Source organism: Serratia sp. TMDUHS_CL (assembly GCF_037137105.1).
Classification (GTDB): domain Bacteria; phylum Pseudomonadota; class Gammaproteobacteria; order Enterobacterales; family Enterobacteriaceae; genus Serratia; species Serratia nevei.
Map to the genome: position 1 here is coordinate 1 of NZ_JBBBDV010000022.1, position 16,820 is coordinate 16,820.

The 16,820-nt window shown below is 60.3% G+C and carries 17 protein-coding genes and 1 riboswitch; of the genes, 10 read left to right on the top strand and 7 right to left on the bottom strand.

Annotation, left to right across the window (positions count from 1 at the left end; genetic code table 11):
- Positions 1-378: 378 nt before the first annotated feature.
- Together purH and purD are read left to right on the top strand one after the other, a co-directional pair.
- Entirely contained in the window at positions 379-1,968 is a 1,590-nt protein-coding gene (gene purH, locus WCL58_RS24820; protein ID WP_087762900.1) for a bifunctional phosphoribosylaminoimidazolecarboxamide formyltransferase/IMP cyclohydrolase, read from the top strand.
- A 48-nt stretch (positions 1,969-2,016) separates the two neighbouring features.
- Entirely contained in the window at positions 2,017-3,300 is a 1,284-nt protein-coding gene (gene purD, locus WCL58_RS24825) for a phosphoribosylamine--glycine ligase (RefSeq protein ID WP_060425337.1), read from the top strand.
- 49 nt (positions 3,301-3,349) lie between these two features.
- Here the strand turns inward: purD and WCL58_RS24830 are convergent, their stop codons facing one another.
- The 6 genes from WCL58_RS24830 to nudC all read right to left on the bottom strand — a co-directional run bounded on the left by WCL58_RS24830 (position 3,350) and on the right by nudC (position 7,725).
- A complete protein-coding gene (locus WCL58_RS24830) occupies positions 3,350-4,021 on the bottom strand; it encodes a DUF1481 domain-containing protein (protein ID WP_084826978.1) in 672 nt (223 codons plus the stop codon).
- Between the two features lie 36 nt (positions 4,022-4,057).
- The gene (gene hupA / locus WCL58_RS24835; protein WP_004929874.1) at positions 4,058-4,330 is read right to left on the bottom strand and encodes a nucleoid-associated protein HU-alpha; all 273 of its coding nucleotides are present in this window, start codon (positions 4,328-4,330) and stop codon (positions 4,058-4,060) included.
- A gap of 189 nt (positions 4,331-4,519) precedes the next feature.
- Entirely contained in the window at positions 4,520-5,110 is a 591-nt protein-coding gene (locus WCL58_RS24840) for a YjaG family protein (RefSeq protein ID WP_025160203.1), read from the bottom strand.
- 48 nt (positions 5,111-5,158) lie between these two features.
- Positions 5,159-5,845: a deoxyribonuclease V gene (gene nfi / locus WCL58_RS24845; protein ID WP_038872943.1), complete on the bottom strand. Its 687-nt coding sequence runs from the start codon at positions 5,843-5,845 to the stop codon at positions 5,159-5,161.
- A gap of 9 nt (positions 5,846-5,854) precedes the next feature.
- Positions 5,855-6,919, bottom strand: coding sequence for a uroporphyrinogen decarboxylase (gene hemE, locus WCL58_RS24850; protein WP_033636735.1), 1,065 nt, complete (start codon positions 6,917-6,919; stop codon positions 5,855-5,857).
- Between the two features lie 38 nt (positions 6,920-6,957).
- Complete coding sequence (nudC, locus tag WCL58_RS24855; protein WP_060425367.1) at positions 6,958-7,725, bottom strand: NAD(+) diphosphatase; 768 nt, start codon at positions 7,723-7,725, stop codon at positions 6,958-6,960.
- Positions 7,726-7,826: 101 nt separating this feature from the next.
- Between nudC and WCL58_RS24860 the strand changes: the two genes are divergently transcribed.
- The 8 genes from WCL58_RS24860 (at position 7,827) to WCL58_RS24895 (ending at position 15,560) form a co-directional block, all read left to right on the top strand.
- Positions 7,827-8,330, top strand: coding sequence for an Rsd/AlgQ family anti-sigma factor (locus tag WCL58_RS24860; protein WP_048232444.1), 504 nt, complete (start codon positions 7,827-7,829; stop codon positions 8,328-8,330).
- A gap of 39 nt (positions 8,331-8,369) precedes the next feature.
- Positions 8,370-8,494, top strand: a riboswitch (TPP riboswitch).
- A gap of 114 nt (positions 8,495-8,608) precedes the next feature.
- Positions 8,609-10,552, top strand: a complete 1,944-nt coding sequence (thiC, locus tag WCL58_RS24865; RefSeq protein ID WP_336851730.1) for a phosphomethylpyrimidine synthase ThiC — start codon at positions 8,609-8,611, stop codon at positions 10,550-10,552.
- Positions 10,545-11,195: a thiamine phosphate synthase gene (thiE, locus tag WCL58_RS24870; protein WP_336851731.1), complete on the top strand. Its 651-nt coding sequence runs from the start codon at positions 10,545-10,547 to the stop codon at positions 11,193-11,195. The genes thiC and thiE overlap by 8 nt, the downstream gene beginning before the upstream one ends.
- Positions 11,188-11,937 carry a HesA/MoeB/ThiF family protein gene (locus tag WCL58_RS24875; protein ID WP_049202137.1) on the top strand — a complete coding sequence of 250 codons (750 nt, stop codon included), beginning with the start codon at positions 11,188-11,190 and terminating at the stop codon, positions 11,935-11,937. Before thiE ends, WCL58_RS24875 begins: the two co-directional genes overlap by 8 nt.
- Positions 11,934-12,134, top strand: a complete 201-nt coding sequence (thiS, locus tag WCL58_RS24880; protein WP_016929423.1) for a sulfur carrier protein ThiS — start codon at positions 11,934-11,936, stop codon at positions 12,132-12,134. Before WCL58_RS24875 ends, thiS begins: the two co-directional genes overlap by 4 nt.
- Before the next feature lies 1 nt (position 12,135).
- On the top strand, positions 12,136-12,915 hold the full coding sequence (locus WCL58_RS24885; RefSeq protein ID WP_060441482.1) for a thiazole synthase: 780 nt from the start codon (positions 12,136-12,138) through the stop codon (positions 12,913-12,915).
- Positions 12,915-14,048, top strand: coding sequence for a 2-iminoacetate synthase ThiH (gene thiH, locus WCL58_RS24890; protein ID WP_336851732.1), 1,134 nt, complete (start codon positions 12,915-12,917; stop codon positions 14,046-14,048). Before WCL58_RS24885 ends, thiH begins: the two co-directional genes overlap by 1 nt.
- An 816-nt stretch (positions 14,049-14,864) precedes the next feature.
- Positions 14,865-15,560, top strand: a complete 696-nt coding sequence (locus WCL58_RS24895) for a response regulator (RefSeq protein WP_233502728.1) — start codon at positions 14,865-14,867, stop codon at positions 15,558-15,560.
- Here the strand turns inward: WCL58_RS24895 and WCL58_RS24900 are convergent.
- Entirely contained in the window at positions 15,546-16,820 is a 1,275-nt protein-coding gene (locus tag WCL58_RS24900; RefSeq protein ID WP_089186687.1) for a sensor histidine kinase, read from the bottom strand. The genes WCL58_RS24895 and WCL58_RS24900 overlap by 15 nt on opposite strands.

Below are 16,820 nucleotides of genomic sequence, written 5' to 3' on the forward strand. Positions count from 1 at the left end.
GCGACCCCCGGATACTCTGTGAAGTTGTTCACATGTTCCGTGTCGATGGAGGCGCATTATAGGGAGTTCCTCGCAGGCCGCAACAGGTATTTTCAGCAAAAACGATCGTTCGCTGCATTCCACAGCAAAACCCCGCCTTATACCCACTTGCACACAGTGTTATCCACAGATGCGATTTGTACGGAAAATTTACGAGCGCCACGCAAACGTTTTCGCTACAATTCCCCGCGACGAAACGATCCCCCTTTTTATGGGGGCGTTACCTGAATATGTGCCTGCCCCTCCCTTTATAAGGCAAAAAACCTTCTTTATAGAGAGAACGAGGTGGACATTCACGTAACGCTCTTTAATTGCGACTCAAAGCCAAGGGATAAAACCATGCAACAACCTCGTCCAATCCGCCGGGCCCTGCTCAGCGTGTCTGACAAAGCCGGTATCGTTGAATTCGCCGAAGCGCTTTCCCAGCGCGGCGTTGAACTGCTCTCCACCGGCGGTACCGCCCGCCTGCTGGCAGACGCCGGTCTGCCCGTTACCGAAGTATCCGACTACACCGGCTTCCCGGAAATGATGGACGGACGAGTTAAGACCCTGCACCCGAAAGTTCACGGCGGTATCCTCGGCCGCCGCGGCCAGGACGACGCCGTCATGAATCAGCATGACATCAAGCCTATCGACATGGTGGTCGTCAATCTGTATCCGTTCGCCCAAACCGTGGCGCGCCCGGATTGCTCGCTGGAAGACGCGGTCGAGAATATCGATATCGGCGGCCCGACCATGGTGCGCTCCGCCGCCAAGAACCATAAAGACGTTGCCATCGTGGTGAAGAGCAGCGACTACGCCGCCATCATTACCGAGATGGACAACAACGACGGCTCGCTGCGCTATGCCACCCGCTTCGATCTCGCCATCAAGGCCTTCGAGCACACCGCCGCCTACGACAGCATGATCGCCAACTACTTCGGCACGCTGGTGCCGGCATACCATGGCGAGACCGAACAGCCGTCCGGCCGCTTCCCGCGTACCCTGAACCTCAACTACATCAAGAAGCAGGATATGCGCTACGGTGAGAACAGCCACCAGCAGGCCGCCTTCTATATAGAAGAAGAGGTAAAGGAAGCGTCCGTCGCGACCGCCGAGCAGCTGCAGGGCAAGGCGCTGTCTTATAACAACATCGCCGATACCGACGCCGCGCTGGAATGCGTGAAAGAGTTCGCCGAGCCGGCCTGCGTGATCGTCAAACACGCTAACCCTTGCGGCGTGGCGATCGGCGACGACATCCTGGCCGCCTACGAGCGCGCTTACCAAACCGACCCGACCTCCGCCTTTGGCGGCATCATCGCCTTTAACCGCGAGCTGGATGCCGCCACCGCGCAGGCGATCATCAGCCGCCAGTTCGTGGAAGTGATCATCGCGCCAAACGTCACCCAGGAAGCGCGCTCCCTGCTGGCCGCCAAGCAGAACGTGCGCGTGCTGGCCTGCGGCCAGTGGCAGCAACGCGTGGCGGGGTTGGACTTCAAGCGCGTCAACGGCGGCCTGCTGGTGCAGGATCGCGATCTGGGCATGGTGACCGCCGCCGATCTGCGTGTGGTATCCGAGCGCCAGCCGACCGAACAGGAACTGCGCGACGCGCTGTTCTGCTGGAAAGTGGCCAAGTTCGTGAAATCCAACGCCATCGTCTATGCACGTGACAACATGACCATCGGCATAGGTGCCGGCCAGATGAGCCGCGTTTACTCCGCCAAGATCGCCGGCATCAAAGCGGGCGACGAAGGGCTGGAGGTGAAAGGGTCCGCCATGGCCTCCGACGCCTTCTTCCCGTTCCGCGACGGCATCGATGCCGCGGCGGCCGTCGGCATTACCTGCGTGATCCAGCCGGGCGGCTCTATCCGCGACGACGAAGTGATCGCCGCCGCCAACGAACACGGCATCGCCATGATCTTTACCGACATGCGTCACTTCCGCCATTAATTCCTTTTGCCGCGTGCGCTCCGGCGCACGCCATTCGTGGAGCCCCTGATGAACATTTTGATTATCGGCAACGGCGGGCGCGAACACGCGCTGGCCTGGAAAGCCGCCCAGTCTCCGCTGGCGGACAAAGTTTACGTTGCGCCGGGCAATGCCGGCACCGCGCTGGAAGCCAATCTGGAAAACGTGGCGATCGCCGCCACCGACATCCCTGCTCTGGTCGCTTTCGCCCAGAGCCATGACATCGGTCTGACCATCGTCGGGCCGGAAGCGCCGCTGGTGATCGGCGTGGTCGACGCCTTCCAGGCCGCCGGCCTGAAAATCTTCGGCCCGTCGCAGGCCGCCGCGCAGCTCGAAGGCTCCAAAGCCTTCACCAAGGATTTCCTGGCGCGCCACCGCATCCCGACCGCCGAATATGAAAACTTCACCGAGGTGGAGCCGGCACTGGCCTATGTGCGCCGCAAAGGCGCGCCGATCGTCATCAAGGCCGATGGCCTGGCAGCCGGTAAAGGCGTGATCGTCGCGATGACGCTGCAGGAAGCGGAAGAAGCCGTGCGTGACATGCTGGCCGGCAACGCCTTCGGCGACGCCGGTCATCGCATCGTGGTGGAAGAGTTCCTCGACGGCGAAGAAGCCAGCTTCATCGTGATGGTCGACGGCGAGAACGTGGTGCCGATGGCCACCAGCCAGGACCACAAACGCGTCGGCGACGGCGATACCGGCCCGAACACCGGCGGCATGGGGGCCTACTCCCCGGCGCCGGTCGTGACCGACGAAATCCACCGGCGCGCCATGGACCAGGTGATCTGGCCGACGGTGCGCGGCATGGCGGCGGAAGGCAACACCTACGTCGGCTTCCTGTACGCCGGCCTGATGATCGCCGCCGATGGCCAACCGAAAGTGATCGAGTTCAACTGTCGTTTTGGCGATCCCGAAACCCAGCCCATCATGCTGCGCCTGCGTTCCGATCTGGTGGAACTGTGCCTGGCGGGCGCGGAAGGCCGCCTGAACGAGAAAAGCTCCGACTGGGACGAACGCCCTGCGCTCGGCGTGGTGCTGGCGGCCGGCGGTTATCCTGGCGACTATCGCAACGGCGAGGTGATCCAGGGGCTGCCGCAACAGGAAAGCGCCGACGGTAAGGTCTTCCATGCCGGTACACGCCTGCAGGGCAATGACGTCGTCACCAGCGGCGGCCGCGTGCTGTGCGTAACCGCGCTGGGCGACACCGTGGCGCAGGCGCAGCAACGTGCCTACCAGCTGGCCGAAGGCATTGAGTGGCCGGGCAGCTTCTGCCGCAAAGACATCGGTTATCGCGCGATTGCGCGCGGCAAGTGATTTGACCGTATAAGGTCATGACGAGAGGCTCCGCAGCGCGGGGCCTTTTTTATAGCTGGTCTTCTTTCGGTTCCCAGCTGCAGAAGTCGTCGTTCGCCACCAGCAGCAGTTCGCTGCCTTCGGGCGCTTCCAGCCAGGCAACGCTCACCGGCCGGCTGCTGCTGCGGGCACGCTTCTCGATCCAGACGATGGAGGCGGCATCCAGCCCCGGTTTCATGCGTTGGCCGTCGCAGGTTTGCACCTCGCCCTGCATCCAATGCCCCTGCAGCAATTTCACCTTGCCGGCGCGCAGCGCATTGCTCACTTCGAGGATCCGCCGCGCCTGATATTGGTACAGGGCGATTTCATCGCGGGTCAGCGGTTCGCGGCGTGTCGCCAGCTGGCGCTGCATAAAGCTCACCGTGCCGTCGTCGGCAAAGCGCAGTTGAATGGAGTCGCGATCGCCATCGGCGTCGTTACGTTTGATTTGGCGCAGCACGTCGCCCTGATAGGTGTATAGCGTGGTGATGGTACCCGGACCGCGGTAAGGGCTGTAGACGCTGACCAACACCTGCGGACGATGTTGCTCATCGTCTTTACGCCACAGGCGTATCACGCCCTGATCGGCCACAAAGCCGCTGGCGGTAAAGCTGGGAATATCGGAATGGGAACTGCAAGCGCTCAGGCCGACGGCGATGCCTACGGCCATGAGCGCCCGACGAGTAAACAAAAGGGGCGCCATCGCCCCTCTGTTTAATCTTTTCACCGAGGCGCGGTCTTATTTAACAGCGTCTTTCAGTGCTTTGCCAGAAACGAACGCAGGCACGTTGGCTGCTGCGATTTTGATTTCTTTGCCAGTCTGCGGGTTGCGGCCAGTGCGCTCGCTACGATGGTTTACTTTGAAAGTACCGAAGCCAACCAATTGTACTGCATCACCTTCTTTCAGAGACTCAGTAATAGCAGCCAGGGTGGATTCCAGAGCCAGTTTAGCTTGTGCTTTGGAAAGGTCAGCCTTGTCCGCGATTACATCAATCAGTTGAGTCTTGTTCATAAGTTATCCTTACAGTGTGTTTATCGTTTGCAAAGCATCGAGTGCGACGGATATGCCGATTGACAGCACTCTCCTGCATACACGCACCGATAGCCACTTTTTTTACGCCCCCCAAATGTAGACCAGACAGGGTGCGGATGTGAAGCCTTAAGGCATGACAAATCAGGCGTTAAATCACGTTTTGTTGCCTTATTGCGCTAAATTTATCCCGATGTTGCTGACACCCGCCTCTCGCAGGTCGGATCGCAGCCCCTTGATCAGGTCTATATCGCGCTCTTCACAGGCGTCCAACAGGCGGAAAATTTCCCATTGAATGTCCCATTCTTCCTCTACCGCAGGCAAACTTTCCAACTCTTCGTCGGTCATTTCCTTACCGGCTTGGGTCATTTCCAACATCGCCACGGTGCGAATCGATGTTTCGCTGATGGCGATGGCGTGCTCCAGCGTCTCCCCGCCGAGCCGCGAATGGATCAGTTCCCCTAATGCGATACAGGCATCAATTGCCGGGTAAACGCCGTAAAGATCGTAATCTTCCGCCGACGGAATCGCCTCTTCCAACTTCTCGAGCTGGCTGTCGAAGTTGACCTTGGCATCCTTCACTACCAGCGTTTCCCACACCAAATCCAGAATGCGGCGATAAACCGCCGGATCGCCGAACTCGGTCTGTTTGCAGAACATCTGGTAATTCGGGTACATACGCTCGCACAAACTGGCCATAAAGGTCAAATGTTGCCAGGCCTCGAGCCGTTCCAGGCGTAAATGAATCGGGTTACGTAGCATGCTTTACTCTCTTACGCGTTATCTGCGGCGCAGTGTACCCGAAATCGCTCATGGCGACACCTCCGGATGCTGCTGCAACCACCGCTGAAACGCCGGACGACGCGATGCGATGGCGTCGGCCCAACGGGTCGGCTCCGGTAAACGGTAGCCCGCCATACAGCGTTGCACCCACGCCAGCGCGCTGTCGGCGCCCACGCGATGCCCGGTAGAGATGAACAGCGGGTTGCAACGCGCCTTGCTGCGCCACACCCAGCCCAGCTGTTCACCCTTATCTTCCAACGGCGCCAGCGCGCCGACGGCGGCGTCCAGCGGCGCAAATTTGCCGCACAGGCGCTTCTTGGCCACGCCGATGGTCGGCACATCGACCAGCAGACCGAAATGGCTGGCGACGCCGAGACGCCGCGGATGCGAAATGCCATGCCCATCGACGAAGATCAGCCCCGGTTTCTGCTGCAGCTGCCCCCAGGCGGCCAACAGCGCCGGATATTCGCGAAACGACAGGAAGCCCGGGATGTAGGGCATGACGGTGGCGATGCGCGCCACCTGATACTCCACCAGCTCCAGCGACGGATAGCGCAGGATGGCGATGGCGGCGCGTGTCACCGCCCCTTCTTGTTCGAAGCCCACGTCGGCGCCGGCGATGAAGGCCGGCGGTTCGGCCGGCAGATCGTCGTAGCGAATGACTTCAGCCGCGCGCCGCAGCTGTTCGGCGCGCAGGGCCGCCATATCGGTCACATCGGATCCTTAACGGTGGTATTTCGCCGAGTGCGCGTGTACCGCCTCGACGAAGGCGCCGGCGTGCTCCGGCGGCACATCCTGATGGATGCCGTGGCCCAGGTTGAACACATGGCCGTTGCCGTGGCCGAAACCGGCCAGAATGGTCTCCACTTCTTCCGCGATGCGCGCCGGGGAGGCATACAGCATCGACGGATCCATATTGCCCTGCAGCGCCACTTTGTCGCCCACGCGCCGACGCGCGTCGGCGATGTCGGTGGTCCAATCCAGCCCCAGCGCATCGCAGCCGGTGGCGGCCATCGCCTCCAGCCACTGCCCGCCGCCTTTGGTGAACAGCGTCACCGGCACGCGGCGACCGTCGTTTTCACGCAGCAGCCCGTCGACGATCTTGTGCATGTAGTGCAAAGAGAACTCGCGATAATCGCGCCCGGTCAGCACGCCGCCCCAGGTGTCGAACACCATCACCGACTGCGCGCCGGCTTTAATCTGGGCATTGAGGTACAGGATCACGCTGTCCGCCAGCTTGTCCAGCAACAGGTGCAGCGTGGCCGGTTCGGCATACATCATCTTCTTCAGCTTGGTGAAGGCTTTGCTGCTGCCGCCTTCGACCATATAAGTCGCCAGCGTCCACGGGCTGCCGGAGAAGCCGATCAGCGGCACTTCGCCCTTCAGCTCGCGGCGAATGGTGCGCACCGCGTTCATCACATAGCCCAACTCCACTTCCGGATCGAACACCGGCAGCTTGTCGACGTCAGCGCGGCAGGTCACGGGGGAGCTGAAACGCGGGCCTTCGCCGGCTTCAAAGTACAGGCCGAGCCCCATGGCGTCGGGAATGGTGAGAATGTCGGAGAACAGGATGGCGGCGTCCAGCGCATAGCGGCGCAGCGGCTGCAGCGTGACCTCGCAGGCCAGCTCCGCGTTCTTGCACAGCGACATGAAATCACCGGCCTGGGCGCGGGTCGCCTTGTACTCCGGTAAATAACGACCGGCCTGGCGCATCATCCATACGGGGGTCACATCCACCGGCTGGCGCAACAGCGCGCGCAGGTAGCGATCGTTCTTCAACTCAGTCATTTATGAGGCTCCCTTAATAATCTGCCGGCCATTGTACATTATTCTGCCCGGCACAGCGCCACGGTGTCCTCAATCAACCGGCGCGCCACGGTGCCGGGTGGCGGCAACAGCGGCAGCTGATCGTAGCGATACCAGCCGGCGTTGAGCAGCTCCTTGGGATCGTGGCGAATGTCACCCTGATGGTAATCGGCCATAAAGGCCATCATCAGCGAGTGTGGGAACGGCCACGGTTGTGAAGTGACGTAGCGCAGGTTCTTGATTTCAATATTGCTCTCTTCCATCACTTCGCGCGCCACCGCCTGCTCCAGCGTTTCGCCCACTTCGACGAAGCCGGCCAGCACCGTGTGGATACCACCGCGATGACGCACGTGTTGCGCCAGCAGGATCTGATCGTCGCGCCGAATGGCGACGATCACGCAGGGTGCAATCTGCGGGTAGTACCGCTCTTTGCAGTGGCCGCACAGACAGGCGCTTTCGGTGCGGCTGAGGTGCATTTCATGGCCGCAATAGCCGCAGTAGCGATGAGAGCGGTAGAAATCCGCCAGCTGCACGCCGCGCCCGGCAAGCTGGAACAGACCGCGATCCTGATCCAACAGCTGACGCACCGATCCCATCTCCCGCGGCATCGCCTGGCGCACCAGCCAGACCGGCGCGCCCTCCCATTCACCGATGGTGCGCGCCATGTGGCCCCGCAGCCCAAGAGCGGCGGCCGTCCCCGACGGCAATTCACCGTTCGGTAACCAAAGTTTGCTTTCATGGCTGACGATCCACCAGCCGTTTTCATTGCCCGTTAATGCAAGTTCCATATCGTTGTTGCACAACCTCAGCTTCACTGGCACTCTACAAATCGGCTTTGTTACATTTTAATAACTTACCGGTTACTTTTATTACTTACACGGAGTCAAACATGCTCAACCGTTTGGAAAGGCTGACTCAGCGCGTTGGCGGTAGTAATGAATTAGTTGATCAATGGCTTCAGGCCCGCAAACAGTTGCTGGTTGCCTACTGCACGCTGGTAGGCCTCAAACCGAATAAAGAAAAGCATACGCCGCTGAATGAAAAAGCGCTGGAGAACTTTTGCCACAACCTGGTGGATTATCTCTCCGCAGGGCATTTTCATATCTATGACAGAATTATCAAACAAGTGGAAGGCGCAGCCAGTCCGAAAATGTCGCTGGCGGTGAACATCTACCCCAAGCTGTGGGCCAATACCGAACAGATCATGGCGTTCCACGATCGCTATACCGAAGTGGATATCGATCAGGAGGTTTGTCTGGAATTCCACCAGGCCCTGTCGGATATCGGCGAAACGCTGGCGGCGCGCTTTGCGCTGGAAGATAAGCTGATCCAGCTGGAAGCGGAGGCCGCGCAGCAACCGCTGCCGGACCAGGCGCTGGATCCCGCGCGTTAAAATTTTATAGTTTTTTTTCTTATCCCTCCTATACTGGGGGGCATCTTGTCGGAGTGCCTAGCGCCTGATTTGTTCATCGAATCAGCCAGGCTGAGACCGTTAATTCGGGATCCGCGGAACCTGATCGGGTTAATACCCGCGAAGGGAACAAGAGTAATCTATCGCCACAGGCACGGCCTTCCCCTTGCGGGCGCCCTGCCTTATCGGCCACCATCATTACTCCCTCCGAGCTCCAGACAAGCAACTTTCCCAACCCAACACACTGGTAGGAACTTGCTATGTCTAACGTTAATCCACCGCGCGCCCGTAAAGCGCAACGCGAAGCCGCCCAGCAGTTTATCGACACCCTGCAAGGCATGGCTTTCCCGAACTCACGCCGCATCTATCTCCAGGGCTCGCGCAGCGATATCCAGGTGCCGATGCGCGAAATTCAGCTCAGCCCGACCCTGCTCGGCGGCAGCAAAGACAACCCACAGTATGAACCCAACGAGGCGATCCCGGTGTATGACACCGCCGGCCCCTACGGCGATCCGCAGGCCGAGCTCGACGTGCACGCCGGCCTGGCCAAGCTGCGCGCCGGCTGGATCGACGCGCGCGGCGATACCGCCACCCTAAGCGGCGCCAGTTCCGGCTTTACCCAACAACGGCTGGCGGACGAAGGGCTGGATCACCTGCGCTTCGAACATCTGCCGCTGCCGCGCAGGGCGCTGCCGGGCAAGTGCGTGACTCAGCTGCACTATGCCCGCGCCGGTATCGTCACCCCAGAGATGGAGTTCATCGCCATCCGTGAAAACATGGGGCGCGAGCGCATTCGCGGCGAGGTGCTGCGCCACCAGCATCCGGGCCAAAGCTGGGGCGCCAACCTGCCGGACAACATCACGCCGGAGTTCGTGCGTCAGGAAGTGGCCGCCGGCCGCGCCATCATTCCCGCCAACATCAACCATCCGGAGGCGGAGCCGATGATCATCGGCCGCAATTTCCTGGTGAAGGTGAACGCCAATATCGGCAACTCGGCGGTCACGTCGTCGATCGAAGAAGAGGTGGAGAAGCTGGTGTGGTCCACTCGCTGGGGCGCGGACACCGTGATGGATCTCTCTACCGGCCGCTATATTCACGAAACCCGCGAGTGGATCCTGCGCAACAGCCCGGTGCCCATCGGCACCGTGCCGATCTACCAGGCGCTGGAGAAGGTCAACGGCGTGGCGGAAAACCTCACCTGGGCGATGTTCCGCGATACGCTGCTGGAACAGGCGGAGCAAGGGGTCGACTACTTCACCATCCACGCCGGCGTGCTGCTGCGCTACGTGCCGATGACCGCCAAACGCCTGACCGGCATCGTGTCGCGCGGTGGCTCAATCATGGCCAAATGGTGTCTGTCGCACCATCAGGAAAACTTCCTCTATCAGCATTTCCGTGAAATCTGCGAGATCTGCGCCGCCTACGACGTTTCGCTGTCGCTCGGCGACGGCCTGCGCCCCGGCTCGATTCAGGACGCCAACGACGAAGCCCAGTTCGCCGAGCTGCATACGCTGGGCGAGCTGACCAAAATCGCCTGGGAATACGACGTGCAGGTGATGATCGAAGGCCCGGGCCACGTGCCAATGCAGATGATCCGGCGCAACATGACCGAAGAGCTGGAACACTGCCACGAAGCGCCGTTCTACACCCTCGGCCCGCTGACCACCGATATCGCCCCGGGCTATGACCATTTCACCTCCGGCATCGGCGCGGCAATGATCGGCTGGTTCGGCTGCGCCATGCTGTGTTACGTCACGCCGAAAGAGCACCTCGGCCTGCCGAACAAAGAAGACGTCAAACAGGGCCTGATCACTTACAAGATCGCCGCCCACGCCGCCGATCTGGCCAAAGGCCATCCGGGCGCGCAAATTCGCGATAACGCCATGTCCAAGGCGCGTTTCGAATTCCGCTGGGAAGATCAGTTCAATCTGGCGCTCGATCCGGCCACCGCGCGCGCCTATCACGACGAAACCCTGCCGCAGGAGTCCGGCAAGATCGCTCACTTCTGCTCGATGTGCGGGCCGAAATTCTGCTCGATGAAGATTTCGCAGGAGGTGCGCGACTACGCCGCCGCCCAGGAGGCCGCCAAACCGATCGAGGTGCAGCTGACCGGCATGGAGAAAATGTCCGCCGAGTTCCGCGCCCGCGGCAGTGAGCTGTATCACAGCGCCGGCAATCTGCAGGAGGAGACGAGCAATGACTGATATCTCGACGCCTTTCCCGGCGACGCCCCACAAACTGGGGCTTTACCCGGTCGTCGACAGCCTGGAATGGATCGCTCGCCTGCTGGAGACCGGGGTTAGCACGATCCAGCTGCGCATCAAGGATCTGCCGGACGAGCAGGTCGAAGAGGATATCGCCGCCGCCATCGCGCTGGGCCGGCGTTATCAGGCGCGGCTGTTCATCAACGATTACTGGCGGCTGGCGATCAAGCACGGCGCCTACGGCGTGCATCTGGGCCAGGAAGACCTCGATACCGCCGATCTGGCGGCCATTCACCGCGCCGGACTGCGGCTGGGTGTTTCCACCCATGACGACGCGGAGCTGGCGCGCGCGCTGGCGGTGAAACCGTCCTACATCGCGTTGGGGCACATCTTCCCCACCCAAACCAAAGACATGCCTTCGGCGCCGCAGGGGCTGACGGAGTTGAAACGCCACATCGCCGGCCTGGCGGATTACCCGACGGTGGCGATCGGCGGGATCAGCATCGATCGCGTACCGGCGGTGCTGGCGTGCGGCGTCGGCAGCGTGGCGGTGGTCAGCGCCATCACCCAGGCGCCGGACTGGCGTGCGGCGACGGCCGAGCTGCTGCGGCTGATCGAAGGCGAGGGCCCGAACGATGCTTAACGATCAGGAATTCCTGCGTTACAGCCGCCAGCTGTTGCTGGAGGACGTCGGCCCGGAGGGCCAGGAGAGGCTCAAGCGCGCCACGGTGCTGATCGTCGGTTTGGGCGGGCTTGGTTCCCCGGCTTCGCTGTATCTGGCCGCCGCCGGCGTCGGCACGCTGCTGTTGGCCGACGACGACCAGCTGCACATCACCAACCTGCAGCGGCAGATCCTCTACCGCAGCGCCGATACCGCCACCGGCAAGGCGGCGCTGGCGCAACGCCATCTGCAGGCGCTGAACCCATTGGTGGAATCCATCCCGCTGGCGCAGCGGCTGCAGGGGCAAGCGCTGCGCGACGCGGTCGCCCGCGCCGATCTGGTGCTGGACTGCTGCGACAATATGGCGACCCGTCATGAGGTCAATGCCGCCTGCATCGCCGCCGCCAAGCCGCTGATCAGCGGCAGCGCGGTCGGTTTCAGTGGCCAGCTGCTGGTGCTCGAGCCGCCCTATGCGCACGGCTGCTACGCCTGCCTGTACCCGGATCAGGAAGAGCCGCAGCGCAACTGCCGCACCGCCGGGGTGCTCGGCCCGGTGGTGGGCGTGATCGGTACTCTGCAAGCGCTGGAGGCCATCAAAATGTTGGCCGGCATGCCTTCCTCCCTCAGCGGTAAACTGCGGCTGTTCGACGGCAAGCAGCAGAGCTGGAGCACGCTGCAACTGAGCCAGGCCCGCGCCTGCCCGGTATGCGGAGGCGCGGCATGAAGATCCGTCTGAACGACCAACCGCTGGAGCTGGCGCAGCCGCTCAGCGTCGCCGCCCTGCTGACCCAGTTGGAACGCCACCAGCCGGGCACCGCGCTGGCGATCAATCAAACCATCATCCCGCGCGCCGACTGGGCCGACCATCAGGTGCAGGACGGTGACGACATTTTGCTGTTTCAAGCGATCGCCGGAGGCTGACATGCTGAAAATCGCCGATACCACTTTTACCTCGCGCCTGTTCACCGGCACCGGCAAGTTCGCCACCCCGGCGTTAATGCTGGAGGCGCTGGCGGCCTCCGGCTCACAGCTGGTGACCATGGCCATGAAGCGCGTCGATCTGCGCGGCGGCAACGACGCCATTTTGGCGCCGCTGCAGCAGTTGGGCGCCCGGCTGCTGCCCAACACCTCCGGCGCCAAAACCGCCGCCGAAGCGGTGTTCGCCGCCCGGCTGGCGCGTGAAGCGCTCGGCACCCACTGGGTGAAGCTGGAGATCCATCCCGATGTGAAATACCTGCTGCCGGATCCGATAGAAACGCTTAAGGCGGCGGAAACGCTGGTGAAAGACGGTTTTGTGGTGCTGCCCTACTGCGGCGCCGATCCGGTGCTGTGCAAACGGCTGGAAGAGGTGGGTTGCGCGGCGGTGATGCCGCTCGGCGCCCCTATCGGCTCCAACCGCGGTCTGCGCACCCGTGACTTCCTCGAGATCATCATCGAGCAGGCCAAGGTGCCGGTGGTGGTCGACGCCGGCATCGGCGCGCCGAGCCACGCGCTGGAAGCGATGGAACTGGGCGCCGACGCGGTGCTGGTGAATACCGCCATCGCCGTGGCGCGCGACCCAGTGCAAATGGCGCGGGCGTTTCGCCTGGCGCTGGAGGCCGGCGAGCTGGCGCACAGCGCCGGATTGGGCGCTAGCCAGCGCGGTGCGGCCGCCTCAAGCCCGCTGACCGCCTTCCTCAGCCAGCCAGAGGAGGCACAGTGATGGGCGACGATTTCAGTAGCCGCTGGCAACAGCTGGATTGGGACGACATTACGCTGCGCATCAACGGCAAAACCGCACGCGACGTGGAACGCGCGTTGAACGCCGACAAGCTGACGCGCGACGACTTTATGGCGCTGATCTCCCCCGCCGCCGCGCCGTATCTGGAACCGCTGGCGCAGCGCGCGCAGCAGCTGACCCGTCAGCGCTTCGGCAACGTCGTCAGCTTCTATGTGCCGCTGTACCTCTCTAACCTGTGTGCCAACGACTGCACCTATTGCGGCTTTTCGATGAGCAACCGCATCAAGCGCAAAACGCTCGATGCGGCGGAGATCGCACGCGAGTGCGAAGCCATCAAGGCGCTGGGGTTCGAACACCTGTTGCTGGTCACCGGCGAGCATCAGACCAAGGTCGGCATGGACTATTTCCGTCAGCACATTCCGGCGATCCGCCGCCACTTCAGCTCGCTGATGATGGAAGTGCAGCCGCTGGCGCAGGACGAGTACGCCGAACTGAAAACGCTGGGCCTGGACGGCGTGCTGGTCTATCAGGAAACCTACCATCCTGCCACCTATCTGCAGCACCATGTGCGCGGCCAGAAGCAGGATTTCCATTGGCGTCTGGCCACGCCGGATCGCCTGGGGCGCGCCGGGATCGACAAGATCGGCCTCGGCGCGTTGATCGGCCTGTCCAACAGTTGGCGCACCGACTGCTACCTGCTGGCGGAACATCTGTTCTACCTGCAGCAAACTTACTGGCAGAGCCGCTACTCGATCTCGTTCCCGCGTCTGCGCCCCTGCGCCGGCGGCATTGAGCCGGCGTCGATCATGAGCGAGCCTCAGCTGGTGCAGCTGATCTGCGCCTTCCGGCTGTTCGCGCCGGACGTTGAGCTGTCGCTGTCTACGCGTGAGTCGCCGTACTTCCGCGATCATATGATCCCGGTGGCGATCAACAGCGTCAGCGCCGGATCCAAGACGCAGCCCGGCGGCTATGCCGACGACGTACAGCCGGAATTGGAACAGTTCGAGCCGCACGACGGCCGCACGCCGCAGCAGGTCGCCGAGGCCATCAGCAATGCCGGGCTGCAGCCGGTGTGGAAAGACTGGGACGATTATCTGGGACGCAGCGCGCAATAAGCGGCAACGTTTACCGCCGCGTGAAGAAAACGCTGGAACGGCCGCGCAATGCCGAACGGTGGCGCTGGCGCCGGCAGACCCGCCGGCTATAGTGACCTTGCCGACCGCCAAACCCGGCGCCGGCCGGGGCCGTCTCCCTCTCGATGGCCCCGCCTTATCCCATCCCGGATCGCGCCGGAGATTCTCTTGCGCGACACCGGGCCCTCGTCCGCGGCAATGCGCATATGGCGTATCGCGGCCTGTAAGGGCGTACGGACAGGTTGTCTTGTCGGCTAAAGGACTGTGGCCTAGCGGTGCTCGGCACTCACTCAGCGGTGAGACTCATAGGACGCTGTTGCGGCAGAAAAGTGGGGAAAGAGGAAAAAAGAAGGTACAGCGACGAAGAGAGGTTCGAGTCGTCATCCCCGGTGCTGCCAATGGCCCTGGTGTTGGCCGCGGATCTTTTTGCCGCCTGCTCCCTGCTTACGGACAAGAGCAGGCGGTTTATTTTGTGAGACTGGCACCCCCCCCAGGACGCGAATCACACAGTATGTGCGCTAATTAACCACATAAACGGTTAAATGTGAATGTCTTTTGAGTGTTTTTTTATTTAGTATCGAGTGTGTTCTGAGTTTGCCAAGGAAAATCAAACTGATATCGCCGCAAGCTCCGGGGCATCATCTATAATCCAGCACGGGTTCTTGCGCAGGTTTTTCAGCGCTTGCGGTCAACATCAAAAAAGCCAAGGTTGTCATGAAGAAAACGCCCAATTACATCGATGCAATCAGCGCGTTGCTCACTCTGAAAGGAGTTGGCGACAGAAAGCATGCCTCCACGATGGCCAACATACTGAACCTTCAGTACAACAGCGCCAAACAGAAACTGGATGGCAAAAGAGGCATCACCCTCGATGAAGTCAAAAAGGTTTTCCAGTATTTCAACGAGCCCTTTGCCGGCCAAAGGACGCATAACGGCGTCTTTATCATGAACAGCATTCACAAGCGCTGCAACATAGAGGTCGACGAGAGCCCGGTCACGCAAGCGGACAGCGACGAAACCTACGCCTACAAAAAAGACGATCTTTTCATCATCAGCACCAATCGGGAACATGCCGCCGATGCTCCGCTGTACAAAGTCAACAAGATAGACTTTCTGCCGGCCCCGCGTATCGCGATCCTGGATAATGACGGCGATATTCTCGAACTGTTGAAGAAGATCGCCAGCCGATACGGCATCGAGACTGAAACCTTTCAGACGGCGGACACCATGCTGGCCGCGCTGGAACAGCAGTCCTTTGAGGCGTTTATTCTGGACTGGCTGTTGGATTTCGGCGAGACTTCCGAACGCGTCGTGAAAAAAATTAAAGACGTTCTCGATCCGCACGCCCGCATTATTATTCTGACCGGCCAGCTGAATCACTACGAGAAAAACATCGGCGATATGATCCTGCACTATGACGTGCACCTGGTGGAAAAACCGACCAAGCCGCTGATTATCTCCTCGCTGCTGCTGTCCAACCTATTCTTTAATTAGTTTGACCGGGATGCGGATCAAAAACGATGAGCCCACTCCTTCGACGGATTTGGCTTTAATGGTGCCTTTCATCGTCGTGACGTAATTTTTGATAATGGTCAGCCCCAGCCCCAACCCCTGCCGCGTTTCCCTTTCCACTCCCTGATTGAAGGCCTTATATAACCGATCCAGGTTATCGACGTTAAACCCGATGCCGGTATCTTTCACCCGCAAATACAGATTGCCGTGGCACAGCTTCACATTGAGGGTAACCACGCCCCGATGGGTAAATTTGTCCGCGTTGCTGAGCAGGTTGGCCAATATTCGGTAGAGCTTGTATTTATCAGAAGCAATCAGGCCGGCATAAGACGAACGGTGAATCACGAGGCGATTGCCGCGCCCGGCGCCGATGCCGGTTACGGCATCGTCCACCACCTCATTCAACCGGAAGGTGGAAATATTGATTTTAACTTCTCCCATCTCAAGCCGAGAATAATCCATTACCTCGCGCGTTTGTTCGGCGATCTTATTACCGTGATAGGAGATCAGGCGGGCTTCTTTTTTCAACTCTTCCTGCGCCAGCTCGTGTTCCATGATATCTGCGGCAATGACGATGGCCTGGGTCGAGCCGGCGATCTCGTGGTAGATGGAAGAAATGAAGATGTTCTTGTTCTTGATGATCTCTTTCAACGAGAAGGCATTCCTCAGCACCAGAAACATCATCAGGAACACCAAAATCAGCGAAAAGATGGCGAACATCTCGGCTTTACTCGAATTGTCCTGAATGATGCCTTTCACTTCGGTAAAGTTTTTAATCTGTATCCGATAAATAATCTCCTGGATATCGACCAGCGTACCCTCGATATCATCCATATAAGAGAGAATGTCCGCCTTGTTTTTCTGCCCCACCAGCAAGCCGGCGGAGAGATCGTCCAACGTGCGGTACTGCTGCTTCAGCAGCGCAACATTCTTGATGAACTCGTCGTCGTAATAAAAAGAGTCGCTGAAGGTCGAACGGCTCTCCAGGATCTGAATCTTCGAGTAGAAGATTTTCTTTTTGATCTGGAAGGCGTCGTAGTCGTTGTTTTCACTGAGCAGCAGCGCGGTTTTGGTCCTTTCAAACGCCAGAAAAAGGATCTCGGCCACCGAGTAGTTGTCCAGATTGGGCTCGATTTGCTTGTAGCGCTCTTTTACGCCGCCGAAGTTAATGGCAATCAACAAAATCAATAAGGAGAAGATGGCAACCAACGCGATAAGAGTACCGATCAGTTTTTTGCTCAT

Bases quoted from the DNA above. Each gene is read 5' to 3' on its own strand.
- purH (WP_087762900.1), top strand. From the start codon at position 379: ATGCAACAACCTCGTCCAATCCGCCGGGCCCTGCTCAGCGTGTCTGAC.
- purD (WP_060425337.1), top strand. From the start codon at position 2,017: ATGAACATTTTGATTATCGGCAACGGCGGGCGCGAACACGCGCTGGCC.
- WCL58_RS24830 (WP_084826978.1), bottom strand. From the start codon at position 4,021: ATGGCGCCCCTTTTGTTTACTCGTCGGGCGCTCATGGCCGTAGGCATC.
- hupA (WP_004929874.1), bottom strand. From the start codon at position 4,330: ATGAACAAGACTCAACTGATTGATGTAATCGCGGACAAGGCTGACCTT.
- WCL58_RS24840 (WP_025160203.1), bottom strand. From the start codon at position 5,110: ATGCTACGTAACCCGATTCATTTACGCCTGGAACGGCTCGAGGCCTGG.
- hemE (WP_033636735.1), bottom strand. From the start codon at position 6,919: ATGACTGAGTTGAAGAACGATCGCTACCTGCGCGCGCTGTTGCGCCAG.
- nudC (WP_060425367.1), bottom strand. From the start codon at position 7,725: ATGGAACTTGCATTAACGGGCAATGAAAACGGCTGGTGGATCGTCAGC.
- WCL58_RS24860 (WP_048232444.1), top strand. From the start codon at position 7,827: ATGCTCAACCGTTTGGAAAGGCTGACTCAGCGCGTTGGCGGTAGTAAT.
- thiC (WP_336851730.1), top strand. From the start codon at position 8,609: ATGTCTAACGTTAATCCACCGCGCGCCCGTAAAGCGCAACGCGAAGCC.
- thiE (WP_336851731.1), top strand. From the start codon at position 10,545: ATGACTGATATCTCGACGCCTTTCCCGGCGACGCCCCACAAACTGGGG.
- WCL58_RS24875 (WP_049202137.1), top strand. From the start codon at position 11,188: ATGCTTAACGATCAGGAATTCCTGCGTTACAGCCGCCAGCTGTTGCTG.
- thiS (WP_016929423.1), top strand. From the start codon at position 11,934: ATGAAGATCCGTCTGAACGACCAACCGCTGGAGCTGGCGCAGCCGCTC.
- WCL58_RS24885 (WP_060441482.1), top strand. From the start codon at position 12,136: ATGCTGAAAATCGCCGATACCACTTTTACCTCGCGCCTGTTCACCGGC.
- thiH (WP_336851732.1), top strand. From the start codon at position 12,915: ATGGGCGACGATTTCAGTAGCCGCTGGCAACAGCTGGATTGGGACGAC.
- WCL58_RS24895 (WP_233502728.1), top strand. From the start codon at position 14,865: ATGGCCAACATACTGAACCTTCAGTACAACAGCGCCAAACAGAAACTG.
- WCL58_RS24900 (WP_089186687.1), bottom strand. From the start codon at position 16,820: ATGAGCAAAAAACTGATCGGTACTCTTATCGCGTTGGTTGCCATCTTC.